This is a genomic window from Thermofilum sp., from assembly GCF_038871435.1.
GTDB classification, from domain to species: domain Archaea; phylum Thermoproteota; class Thermoprotei; order Thermofilales; family Thermofilaceae; genus Thermofilum; species Thermofilum adornatum.
The window spans coordinates 53,061-64,528 of sequence record NZ_JAVZIC010000001.1 but is presented as its reverse complement, the minus strand read 5'-3'; the positions used below and the strand labels follow the sequence as shown (position 1 = coordinate 64,528).

Below are 11,468 nucleotides of genomic sequence, written 5' to 3'. Positions count from 1 at the left end.
TCAACTCAAAGCGAAAACATTGAGTCATGTAGGAAAATGCTTGGTAAATACCCTGTTCAGCATAAAGCCTTAAAGCATGTTGGGAAAAAAGGATAACCCAGCAGTTGTGTCACTATTCTGGGATGGCCAGCTCCTCTAGGATTTCAGTTATCGTTTTATTTGTATGGACTGCCATCATGAATGCTTTTGTCGCCTTTGCCGGGTCGCTGTGCTGGAAAATGTTCCTGCCAATAGCCGCACCAGAAGCACCGCTCTTAATTGCCTGTTGAACCATAAGCAATGTGTCTTTAAAGGAGGACTTTGGGCCGCCTAGGACAACTACTGGAACAGGGACGCTCCTCGTTACAAGTTTAAAGTCTTCGCGGTACACAGTCTTAACTATGTCTGCTCCCAGCTCAGCGGCTATCCTTGCGCCATAGGCGACGACGTCTGCACCATACTCGGTGAATTGTGGAGGCTTTGGCACGACCTCTGCCATTACTGGTATGCCTAGGCTATCTGCCTCTTCAACTACGCTTGCCAGTTTCTCCCAGAGATAGTTCTCGTTCCTGCTACCTGGATAAACCATTACGCTTACAGCGTCGGCCCCAGCTTTCACAGCTCTATTAACCGTCGAGATAAGTCTGTCGTCAGTCTCGTCTAGGCTTTTAACAGTCCCAGTACCATCTATCCTTGCAACTACAAAGGTTCCAGAAAGAAGTTCATAGTAGTGCTCAATCATTGAGGGCGTAACCATGACGGCGTCTGGTTCTGCCTGCATGACTCGGGAAATTGTTTCTCCAAGGTTTTCAACACCTGGGATGGGTCCGTGTCTTCTTCCGTGGTCGAGTGCAACTATAAGGGCTCTTCCATTTCTAAAAAGCCTCTTTAATCTAAGCTTTTTTCCACTCATTCTACAAACTCCACCTTGACGACTTCCCCGTCTTTTACTTTTTTAAGTCTCTCTGTGTCGCCAATCACTTTTCCTATAACGTTGACTGGACTCGCTGGTCTAATCTCGCTACCCCTGCTTACAGGTGTTGGCCCAAAGAAGATGCAGAGCGCCCTTCCGGGTGGCCAGTAGGCAACATCTCCAACGTCAACAACATCTTGTGCCACTTCCTGGGCTACACGTGCCGGCGTCGAAAAATAAATCTCTTCTCCCCAGAGGTTTACCCTGCTCTCGAACGGTGCGGCTGATTTAAGTGCTTGGAGTGTCTTCGGGTTTTTGCCTGTAAGCTCTACTTCTACTACGCCTATGCTTTGTGGAAAAATTATCCTAAGCTTAGCCATGGATCATTTCACCCAAGACCTTGTGGTACGCAGAGTACAGGACGCCTTTTGCGGCTTGCACAGTTTCAAGCCAGTGTTGGCCCTCTTCAGGCTTGACTTCGAAGCCTATGGCTCCACCATAGTTGATCTCGAGGAGAACTTTGAGCAGGTCTGCAACATCGTTGACCCCGTTTATGGCTCCCGGCCTATAGAAGCCTGGATGCCAGTCTACCAGCCTGCCGTCTGGCAACTTCTTTGTGCAGCCGATGTGTATATGTGCAAGGTAGTCCTTCGCGACCTTGATGTCTCCTGGCTTCTCGTTGAGCATGGGTCCGTGGCTTAGGTCCCACAATAAACCAAAATTGTCAAAGTCAGCTTTGACCTCTTTCGCTACCTCTACCGCTTCACGTATCGGTCCTATAAGCTGTTTTTTGTCCCAGTCCCTGTCAAACGTCTCAAGAATAATTGTGACTCCTAGTTTTTTCGCTTCTGCCGTTATTTCTTTAAGGCTCTTAACTAGAGAGTCCCTTGCGGCCTCCCGGTTTTCCGGCCCAGGGTCAGGACCACTTGAAAACGCAACCTTTGTTACGCCCCTGCTAGCCGCAGTCCTAACTACTTCGACTAGTTTTGCTACAGCCCTTTTCCTTTCCTCTTCTTTGAGTGAAGAAGGATTATAGCCCTGCATCAATACGAGTGGTTGCACGCCAAACGCAACTTCAACGGTGCTCGAGGACAAGATTGGGCTGACGGCTTGCCAGGCTTCCTGGCTTAAGGCTTGAACCTCGATCATGTCGAAGAAACCGTCACTAGTCAGAGCCGAGAATGTCTCCTTAAGGGCTGGAACATCCTCTTTAAGGACAGGGGGATTAGCCATGAAGGCCACTATGCTTACCCTCCAGGGAAAGTGTGCTGTAAAAGCTGTCTTTCCCTTTGCAAAATAAACTGCAAACATTTTTATCAGTTTTTATTAGCACTGCTTAAATTAAAAAGTTGCTTATTATCAAGCGATGCTTCAAGAATTGCTAGACATATATCTCCCGCTGTTTTCCGGACTATTGTTCAGCTATTTCTATAAGCCAAAAGAGAACGAGGTAGGACTGTTTGCAAAGATCGTGCTCTATGTTTTTCTTACGCCTCTTTTATTCACCTCTACGTATTCCAGGCTAAGCGGAAAACACGACTTATCAGTTGTCAATCTAAGCTTGTTGAGCTCTATTCTCGTATTGGTGACCTTTGCTATAGGGAGAAAGCTCTTCAAGAGAAAAGAGCTCATACTTACCTCGATGTATGCAAACGCTGGATATATTCCTCTTGGTATAGCGCAAAATCTCTGGGGAAATACCGGTGTTGCAAGTGTTGGCTTCTATATATTGGGAAACAATATCACTTCGAACATTCTTTCCCCAATTTATTTGGCGAATGATAGAAAAGAGAGCCCCTTAGAGAGGTTGCTAAAGTACCCTCTCACCTATGCAATACTGTTAGCTGTTTTGTTTGCGTCTCTTAGGCTACAAATACCTGAAATAGTTCTGGAACCCATCTCCACTCTTGGGAATGTTGCCTCGACAGTCGCACTTGTACAGTTAGGTGTAGAGGTTGGCTCGCATCTAGACTTCTCACTATTAGACGGAATAAAAACATACTTCCTGAGGCTCGTGGTAGCCATCTCTATAACTTGGCTCTTAATTTGGCTTGGGCTGATCGGCGGGATAGACTCTAAAGTAGCAATAATAGAGTCAGTTATGCCCAGCGCCGTTTCATGTGTTGTTATTGCACGTGAACTTGGACTAGACCCGAAAACCACGTCGGGAATAGTCTTTGTATCGACACTCATATCTACATTCGTGTTTTTGCCAATCGCTCTACTGTTTGTATAAAGGAAGATGAGCTACTTCGAAGGCGACCTCAGCAAGCCTTCGCTTGGAGACGCCCAGCCACGAAAGAAAACCTCGGCATTTGTGTTTTCAGCATAGTTACCTTGAGCATCTATAGCGATGATGCCCACAGTGTTTGCGCCAAAGAGCTTACTTGCAAGCGAAACAACCTCATCTAAAGACTTTTCCAGGGCCAAGCCGCTCCTAACAAGGGACGCTATTCTACTCGCAAGGGACAGCTTCATCATGACCTCGCCAACACCCGTGGCAGACACAGCTACGACGCCGTTCTCAGCGTACACGCCGGCCCCAGGTATAGGGGAGTCTCCCACCCTGCCAGGTAGCTTCAAGAACAAGCCTCCCGTGCTTGTTGCGGCGGCAAGGTTTCCTTCAGAATCAAAAGCAACTGCCCCAACAGTGTCCCCTGCATAGAGGTCTTTAACTTCGTAATTATTTTTCCAGAGCTCGAATCTCTTCTCGTTTACCTGCGTCTTGTACTCATTGTATCTCTCCAGCACTCTTCTTGTAGGACCCGGGTGCGGCTCTAGATTAAATTTCTTTGCAAGGAAGTCTGCGCCCTCACCTACGATGAGAACGTGGTCCGTCTTCTCCATGACTATTCTTGCTAGGGAAATAGCATTCCAAGTATACTTTTGCGCGGCCACGGCGCCTGCCGACAATGTTTTTCCCCACATTATGCCAGCGTCTAGCTCTATTTCCCCTTTGAGGTTGACCACGGCGCCTTTCCCAGCGTTAAATAGTCCAGAAGCCTCCATTGTTTTGACAGCTTCTTCCACAGCGTCAAGAGCCGTGCCACTCCGCAAGACATCTAGGCCAGATTTAAGAGCATCCATCAATGCATTTTCTATCTCTTTTCTTTCCTCATCGCTCATTCTTCGCGCTCTGCCGGCGCCACCATGAACAGCAATTATAGGCTTGTGTTTCACACCCATGAATATAATGCTCTATTAAAATTTCTTTTGCTTCTCGATATTTCTTTGGTCTGAAAAAGTTTTTTAATATGCGTTAACAATCTTTTTGGGCGAAAAGATGCTTCCCGTATACCCACCGCAAGTCGTTACACTACAGTTCCAGATTGGACCAACTGAGATAATCCTACTCATAATCCTCGCCCTTATACTCTTCGGCCCCAAGAAGCTTCCGGAGCTTGCGAAGGCAGCAGGCGAAGCAGTCAGAGTCTTCCGAGAAGAAACACAAAAGGTCACTTCCTCAGTAGAAGAAGCATCAAAGAAACAGGAAACAACTACTGCAATTTCAGATGAGGATCTAAAGAAGCTCGCAGAAAAACTAGGTGTGCAGACAGAGGGAAAGACCAAGGAAGACCTAGTAAAAGAGGTCATAGAAAAGGCAAAAGAAAAGGGGTTAATCTAAAGTTGGCCCCTAAAAGTTATTTTCAATGATAATTTTTTCAAAATACGCCTATCTATGTTCATATGAGTCAAGAAGCGGTTGCTCTAACAACTAAAAAGAAAAACGACTTGCTATACTATTTATCTAAAACTTCTTCCAGTACGGCCGAAAAGATAGAGCGTCTAGAAGCACTGTACAAGTCTCTGAAGGAAAGAGCCTCAAGAAACCCACTTCTAGAAAGAATCTTAAACAAGTCGTTTACTCTCCTAAATATTCCTGAGCCGCCAGCCCTCCAAGAGGTTGAGCGTACAGCACGCTCTCTTGAAGAATACTCTACCAGGCTTCATACACTAATTACAACTATCGAGGATGCTCTCAGAAAAATCGACCACATCGAAAGCTCCATGAATGAAATAGAGAAGAACAGGCATGAACTGGAAAAGTGGACAGACGTAATCCAGAATCTCAACCCGTCGCTTTACTCCGACGCGGTCAGATTGCTCCGCAAAGCCGAGAAGATCCAACAAGAAGACTACAACGATTTCAACGACTTATATAAGCGCGTCGAAGAAATAAAACAGCAACTATACCAGATGTATGTTAAGACTAAGACAGAATACAACAAAACAGTATCGATCCTGCAAGGAGAGGTCGCAACAACACAAGAAGTACTGGCAAAAGCAGAAGTCGTCGCATCACTCCAAGACAGGGCAAAGATAGAACAATCCAAGGCCCGGCTGAAACAGATAGAAGAATACCTCTCAAAGGCAAAACAGGACCCCCAGCCAATAGATCCAAATGCCATCTACAAAGAGCTGGCGAAAATAAAGAACGAAGCACAGAGCCTCCTAAACACTGCCCTGTCAGAGCTGGAAATAAAGGTCTACGAGGAAACACTTAGATACACAAACATCTTGGGTAGGAAACCTATCCCCCTGACCGAGCTACTTGAACATGTTTCCCGCAAGACAAATATGCCGACGCAGGAAGTTCTCAGGACACTTTACAGCTTAGCAACAAAAGGACTAATCTCGGTCAAGGTTCTTGTTCAAGGCTGATACAGTTCCCAAACCATTACAGTTTTTATAATTAGAGTTGTACTGGGTTCTGTGTCTTTCATTGCAGGCATAGACGAGGCTGGACGCGGCCCAATGATTGGGCCCATGGTTATAGCTATGGTCTACTGTCCAGGAGAAAAGCTAAAGCTACTCGCAAGCCTCGGATTCAAGGACTCAAAGAAGGTTGCACCATCTACCAGGAGAAGGCTGGCAAAAATCCTCCCAAGTATCGGGTGCGGCGTCGAGAAGGTCATAGTTGAACCACACCTAATAGACTGCGCCGTCAAGGGCGAATGCTACCAGAACCTAAACTACCTAGAGGCAGCTATGGCAGCTGGGCTCATAAACAAAGTGGCACAAAGCATTCCCCTTGAAACTGTTTACATAGATAGCCCAGACCCCGTCCCAGATAGATACGCCGAAGCTGTAAAATCCCTTCTAAAGATACCTGTCCGGCTCGTGGTTGAAAACCATGCCGACGAAAAATACATAATCGTCGGCGCCGCATCTATAGTTGCAAAGGTTGAGAGGGACAGCATAATCGAGGAGCTAAAGAAGACATATGGAGACTTTGGCTCAGGCTATCCAAGCGACCCTAAGACAAAAAGATTTGCTGTTGAATGGCTAAAGAAAAACCCCGAGCCGCCACCCATCGCAAGAAAAGAGTGGGACTCGTGGAAAAAACTCCTAGGTAAGTAGCCGTCTCAATACAGTTATGGCTATAAACCAGAAAAACAATTAAGGAAGTATTTTCATATCGACAACATGGTCGAACTATCCAAAAAGTACTTTGCTCATCCAACTGCAATCATTGAGGACGGCGCAGAAATAGGAGAAGGCACACGTATCTGGCACTTTGCACATATAAGGAGTGGAGCAAAGGTAGGCAGGAACTGTAACATAGGGAAGGATGTATATATTGACCAAGGAGCAGTAGTAGGCAACAATGTCAAGATACAGAACGGTGTATCCGTGTATCGGGGCGTAATAATTGAGGACAATGTGTTTGTTGGCCCCTACGCAGTCTTTACAAATGACAAGTATCCGAGGGCATTTTCGACTGACTGGGAAGTAGTAAAGACAACGATAAAGGAGGGGGCATCCATAGGGGCGAACGCTACCATTGTGTGTGGAGTTACCATTGGAAGGTACGCGATGGTGGCGGCGGGTAGCGTGGTAACAAAGGATGTTCCAGACCACGGGCTCGTCATGGGCAATCCGGCGAGACTTGTGGGTTTTGTCTGTTACTGTGGTAGGCCGCTCAAGGAGGTTATACGGGAGACCGAAAACAGTGTGCTTTTAAAGTGTCTGCACTGTGGTAGGGAAGTTTCTATATCGAGAGAGCTTCACAGCAGAGTCGCCAGGGCAAAGGATAGCAAAGATTAACTCGGTTATCTTTACAGTATGTTAATACTCAAGTTTAATTTTCCAAAAATGTAAAAAATATAATTGTGGATAAAGATATTTTACTATCAATAGACATAGGCACGACAACTGTAAAGGTTGCTCTTTTTGACTCGGTTGGAAACCTTTTAGCTGTAGATGGTAAGGAATACCCAACGTACTATCCTAAACCGGGATGGGCTGAACAAGACCCGGAAGACTGGTGGGAAACTGTAGTAGAGGTTACAAGGACTGTTATCAGGAAGTCCCACATTGACCCCTCAAGAATAGCAGGTATCAATGTTAGTAGCCAGAGAGAGACTCTAGCTTTAATAGACTCAAACGGAAAGAGTTTAGGAAGAGTCCCAATATGGATGGATAGGCGTAGCGCTCCCCAGGCTGAGAGGATAAAGAATGAGAATGATGTTAGGGAGATCTACCGGAGGACAGGCCTGGTTGTCGACGCCACGTTTACAGCTACAAAGCTGTTGTGGTACAAGGAGAATGAACCCGAAGTACTTAAAAGGGCAAAGAAGGGGCTACAGCCCAAAGACTATGTTATATACAAGCTTACCGGCAGGCCAATTACCGACCATACTGTTGCATCTAGGACAATGCTGTTCAACATAGTAAAGTTGCAATGGGACCAGGAACTATTCGACATGCTGAAGCTGTCAGAATACATCGACCTGTTCCCTGAGTCTCTAAACAGCGACGAGATTGTTGGGACCCTAAGCGAAGAGGCGGCTAGGATCCTGGGCCTTCCCACAGACATAGAGGTACTTGCTGGGATGGGGGACAGGCAAGCAGAAGTTCTAGGAGCGGGGATATTTGAGTCTTCAAGAGTAGAAGAATCAACAGGTACAGGCTCTACGACTGCAACAATGGTTGACAGGCCGCTACTCGACGAAAAAATGAGGTTTTCGGTTGGGGCTTCACCCATAAGGAATACTTGGGTAATTGAGGCAGGTATGAGTACTGCAGGCGCCATACTTAGGTGGTTCAGAGACCAGGTCGCTGAAAGCGTACAACAGCTGGCAAGCTCTACTAGGAGGAGGGCCTACGAATACCTAGACATGGAAGCCGAATACATACCTCCAGGCTCAAACGGGCTAATTGTTTTGCCGTTCTTTTCTGGAGCCAGGTCTCCAAGGTGGAACCCCTATGCTAGAGGGGTCATATTTGGGCTAACTGTATACCACACTAGGTCACACATTTTCAGAGCCATGATGGAGGGAATAGCCTACGAGATAAGAAAAATACTCGAGGTTTTCGGCGAGCTAGGAATAAGGCCGAGCGAGCTTATACTCATGGGTGGAGGAGCAAAGTCGCCGACCTGGGCAAGGATAAAGGCAAACGTCACAAAGCTAGAAGTAGTCCTGCCAGAACTCCTAGACGCAGCGCTAGCTGGCGACGCGTTAATAACGAGTACAGCTCTAGGACTCTTTGAGTCACACCGGGAAGCCGCCAAGGGATTTTTCAAAGAAAGGGCTAGGATACGCCCAGACCCCAAGGAAGCCTCCATTTACGACGCTTATTATGCCATATACGACAAGTTATACACGCAGCTGGAGCCACTTTACAGGGAAATTTCATCTATAAGCGAGCTTACTCCTACTCCTCCCCCCTGGGACATAGACCGACTAATACACCTCTTATTCAAGTTGCATGAATAAACTTTAAGCGAGAAAGTGAAAGTTAAGATAAACCAAAGATATTTTTTAGAAATAGTTGGTCAAAAACAAAAACATAGAAGGCTTATTCCCTGAGCGCACCTATGACGTCTCTGATCGATATAACTCCTACAGGCTCAGAACCCCTTGTTACCACCAAGTGTCTTATCCCGTTTTCTGACATGAGTGCTACAGCTGTCTGCAGTGACGCGTCCACGGGAACTGTCACTACATTTGTGGATGCTATACTTGCTACGGTTTTGTCAAAGTCCAGCTCGTTCTTTAGGGCGTTTACAAGGTCGTACTCTGATACAACGCCGTAAAGCCTTCCACCATCGAGAAGCACCACTAGGCCTACATCCTTTTCACTCATTAGTTTTGCAACAGTTCTAATTGCGTCTCTCGGGCTAGCTGAAACAATTGTCTTCTTCATCCAGTCTCCCACCTTAAGTCTAGACAATGTGTTTTTCAAGGCCTCGTCTATCACGAGCAAGTGTTCGCCCAATAGGTCCCGCGCGCTCACGACACCAAATAGCTCATTGTTCTTTGTCACAACGAGATGCCTTATCTTCTTCTGGGAAAGCAGTTTAAGTGCCTCATGATAGGGGGTAGAAGCATCCACAGCCACCACGTCTCGCCTCATAACGTCACCTACGGGTGTCTTGAAGCCGGCATTTATGGCTATGCCCCTAACAATGTCTCTCTCGGAGACAACCCCCTCGACTTTTTTCCCGTCACTGCTGACAACTGCAAACTTTTCCTCGAGAAGTTTGTGTGCAAGCTCCTTTATGGGCATCGACGGGGGTACGACTAACGGCTTACGCACAAATTGCTCGATGCTCTTCCAGACCTCGCTCTTCAACTCTTCGAACAGCTTTCTAGCTTCGTCCACAGATGTCTCGTCCTCTAGGGTAGAAACGTCTCCAAGAGGTGCGTTGAGCGCTATAGACCTGAGTAGTCGACGCATAATTTTTCCAGACCTCGTCTTTGGAACCTTTGACACGAAAAACACAGTTGAAGGCTCAGCAATGGGGCCAATAGCATTCCTTACATGTCTCCTAAGTTCTTCACGAAGCTCCGGCCCAGCTTTGAACCCTTGCTTCAAAACCACAAAGGCTACGGGTGTCTCAGCCTTTATGGGGTCGGGGACACCGACAACTGCCGCCTCTGCAACAGCCGGGTGGCCGACAAGGGCAGACTCAATTTCATATGTGCCGAGCCTGTGGCCCGCGACCTTTAGTACTTCGTCGGCTCTTCCAAGCACCCAGATAAAGCCGTCCTGGTCCTTTACAGCAAAGTCCCCCGCATAAAAGTAGCCTGGGAACCTAGCCCAGTACGTAGCCTTATACCTCTCTGGGTCGCCCCATATACCGTGAAGCATTCCAGGCCAAGGTCTCTTAATCACAAGGTAGCCCTTGACGCCTGGCGGCACGCTTTCGCCCTTTGCATCTACAATGTCTGCCTCTATGCCTGGCAATGGGGGACCATTTGTCCCGGGCTTCATGGGTACAAGGAAGAACCCAGGCGTATGAGAAATCATTATTCCGCCGGTCTCGGTCATCCACCACGTTGATCCCAGCACTACCTTCTCGTTGCCTAGAACCCTATAGGTCCATCTCCATGCCTCTGGATTAATCGGTTCTCCAACAGAGTGGATAATCCTTAGCGAAGACAAGTCGTGCCTTCTCGGCCAATCCTCGCCAAACTTCATAAACATTCGTATAGCTGTAGGGCTAGTATAAAAAACGGAGACCTTGTAACGCTCGATGATGCTCCACCAGCGATCCGGCTGTGGATAGTCTGGAGCACCCTCGTAGACAACCTGGGTTGCGCCGACGAGCATTGGCCCAAGAACCACATAAGAGTGGCCAGTGACCCAGCCAACGTCTGCTGTACACCAGTAGACATCGTGTTCACGTATATCGAAGACCCACTTCATTGTTGCATATACGTGAACGGCCCAGCCACCAGTATCGTGGACTATACCCTTAGGCTTCCCAGTAGTTCCAGAGGTGTACAGGATAAAGGATGGATGCTCGCTTTCAAGCCTCTCAGGCTCTACAAAAACATCGCTTGGGACTTCTCTAAGCAAATCATGTAGCCAGTAGTCTCTGCCCTCCCTCATCGGCACGTTATTTAGACCTATCCTCTTCACTACAACGACCTTCTCAACAGAACGGGCCCTCTCCACGGCCTTGTCGGCTGTCTCTTTTAGTGGGACGATCTTCCCCCTCCTCCAGAACCCGTCAGCAGTTATGAGTAGCTTGGCACCAGCATCGTTTATCCTGTCAGCAAGGGCCTCAGCCGAGAAGCCGGAGAAAACTACACTTGTAATAGCTCCAATCCTCCACGCAGCCAACATGAAAATAATCGTTTCGGGGATCATTGGCAAATAGATGGATATTCTGTCTCCCTTACCTACACCGAGCCTCTTCAATACATAGGCCGCCTTGTTGACCTCTCGGAGAAGTTCCCCATACGTGTATCTCATGACCTCGAGAGGCATACCATTTCCGTCTACGGGTTCGCCCTCCCAAATCAGGGCAACCTTGTTTCCTCTACCCTTCTTGACATTTAGGTCCAGCGCGAGGTAAGACAGGTTTATCTTTCCGCCGACAAACCACTTATAGAAAGGAGGATTAGAGTCGTCCAACAAGTTCTTCCACTTTTCAAACCACTCAAGCTCACTAGCGACACCATCCCAAAACTCATTGAAATTCTTCAAAGTCTCGGCATGCCTTCTCCAGTAGTCCTCAATTCTCTGAAACACGAACTTGTCGTTTGTAACATACTCCCCAAATGGAAGGCTCCCCGGTTCCATCGTCAATCGCCAAAAAACCTTTAGACAACTGTATTAT

Annotated in this window: 11 protein-coding genes and 1 pseudogene; 6 read left to right on the top strand and 6 right to left on the bottom strand. The window is 47.4% G+C overall.

Features of this window, described 5'->3' with window-relative positions; all coding sequences use genetic code 11:
- Positions 1–112: 112 nt before the first annotated feature.
- From QXT17_RS00340 to QXT17_RS00330, 3 genes are read right to left on the bottom strand one after another with little or no spacing between them, the layout of a single operon-like run.
- Positions 113–892, bottom strand: coding sequence for a class I fructose-bisphosphate aldolase (locus QXT17_RS00340; RefSeq protein WP_020962794.1), 780 nt, complete (start codon positions 890–892; stop codon positions 113–115).
- Positions 889–1,272, bottom strand: a complete 384-nt coding sequence (locus tag QXT17_RS00335; RefSeq protein WP_020962795.1) for a cyclophilin-like family protein — start codon at positions 1,270–1,272, stop codon at positions 889–891. The genes QXT17_RS00340 and QXT17_RS00335 overlap by 4 nt, the downstream gene beginning before the upstream one ends.
- Positions 1,265–2,203, bottom strand: coding sequence for a sugar phosphate isomerase/epimerase family protein (locus tag QXT17_RS00330; RefSeq protein WP_020962796.1), 939 nt, complete (start codon positions 2,201–2,203; stop codon positions 1,265–1,267). Before QXT17_RS00330 ends, QXT17_RS00335 begins: the two co-directional genes overlap by 8 nt.
- 55 nt (positions 2,204–2,258) lie before the next feature.
- Between QXT17_RS00330 and QXT17_RS00325 the strand changes: the two genes are divergently transcribed.
- Complete coding sequence (locus QXT17_RS00325) at positions 2,259–3,128, top strand: AEC family transporter (protein WP_020962797.1); 870 nt, start codon at positions 2,259–2,261, stop codon at positions 3,126–3,128.
- An 11-nt stretch (positions 3,129–3,139) separates the two neighbouring features.
- Here QXT17_RS00325 and QXT17_RS00320 read toward each other — a convergent pair whose 3' ends face one another.
- Positions 3,140–4,078, bottom strand: coding sequence for an isoaspartyl peptidase/L-asparaginase (locus QXT17_RS00320; protein ID WP_020962798.1), 939 nt, complete (start codon positions 4,076–4,078; stop codon positions 3,140–3,142).
- 97 nt (positions 4,079–4,175) lie between these two features.
- Between QXT17_RS00320 and QXT17_RS00315 the strand changes: the two genes are divergently transcribed.
- The 5 genes from QXT17_RS00315 (at position 4,176) to QXT17_RS00295 (ending at position 8,613) form a co-directional block, all read left to right on the top strand.
- Positions 4,176–4,517 carry a twin-arginine translocase TatA/TatE family subunit gene (locus QXT17_RS00315; protein ID WP_020962799.1) on the top strand — a complete coding sequence of 114 codons (342 nt, stop codon included), beginning with the start codon at positions 4,176–4,178 and terminating at the stop codon, positions 4,515–4,517.
- Between the two features lie 62 nt (positions 4,518–4,579).
- The gene (locus QXT17_RS00310; RefSeq protein ID WP_020962800.1) at positions 4,580–5,554 is read left to right on the top strand and encodes a hypothetical protein; all 975 of its coding nucleotides are present in this window, start codon (positions 4,580–4,582) and stop codon (positions 5,552–5,554) included.
- 51 nt (positions 5,555–5,605) lie between these two features.
- On the top strand, positions 5,606–6,253 hold the full coding sequence (rnhB, locus tag QXT17_RS00305) for a ribonuclease HII (RefSeq protein WP_020962801.1): 648 nt from the start codon (positions 5,606–5,608) through the stop codon (positions 6,251–6,253).
- Between the two features lie 66 nt (positions 6,254–6,319).
- Positions 6,320–6,940, top strand: a complete 621-nt coding sequence (locus QXT17_RS00300) for an acyltransferase (protein ID WP_342814416.1) — start codon at positions 6,320–6,322, stop codon at positions 6,938–6,940.
- A gap of 65 nt (positions 6,941–7,005) precedes the next feature.
- Positions 7,006–8,613, top strand: coding sequence for an FGGY-family carbohydrate kinase (locus QXT17_RS00295; protein ID WP_342814417.1), 1,608 nt, complete (start codon positions 7,006–7,008; stop codon positions 8,611–8,613).
- A gap of 82 nt (positions 8,614–8,695) precedes the next feature.
- On the opposite strand, the gene QXT17_RS00290 is transcribed toward QXT17_RS00295, so the two are convergent.
- Entirely contained in the window at positions 8,696–9,436 is a 741-nt protein-coding gene (locus QXT17_RS00290) for a CBS domain-containing protein (RefSeq protein ID WP_342783023.1), read from the bottom strand.
- A 21-nt stretch (positions 9,437–9,457) separates the two neighbouring features.
- Positions 9,458–11,431, bottom strand: a pseudogene (gene acs, locus QXT17_RS00285) (acetate--CoA ligase); the annotation flags it as partial.
- Positions 11,432–11,468 lie beyond the last annotated feature (37 nt).

Coding starts and splice junctions, on each gene's coding strand:
- QXT17_RS00340 (WP_020962794.1), bottom strand. CDS start 892: ATGAGTGGAAAAAAGCTTAGATTAAAGAGGCTTTTTAGAAATGGAAGA.
- QXT17_RS00335 (WP_020962795.1), bottom strand. CDS start 1,272: ATGGCTAAGCTTAGGATAATTTTTCCACAAAGCATAGGCGTAGTAGAA.
- QXT17_RS00330 (WP_020962796.1), bottom strand. CDS start 2,203: ATGTTTGCAGTTTATTTTGCAAAGGGAAAGACAGCTTTTACAGCACAC.
- QXT17_RS00325 (WP_020962797.1), top strand. CDS start 2,259: ATGCTTCAAGAATTGCTAGACATATATCTCCCGCTGTTTTCCGGACTA.
- QXT17_RS00320 (WP_020962798.1), bottom strand. CDS start 4,078: ATGGGTGTGAAACACAAGCCTATAATTGCTGTTCATGGTGGCGCCGGC.
- QXT17_RS00315 (WP_020962799.1), top strand. CDS start 4,176: ATGCTTCCCGTATACCCACCGCAAGTCGTTACACTACAGTTCCAGATT.
- QXT17_RS00310 (WP_020962800.1), top strand. CDS start 4,580: ATGAGTCAAGAAGCGGTTGCTCTAACAACTAAAAAGAAAAACGACTTG.
- QXT17_RS00300 (WP_342814416.1), top strand. CDS start 6,320: ATGGTCGAACTATCCAAAAAGTACTTTGCTCATCCAACTGCAATCATT.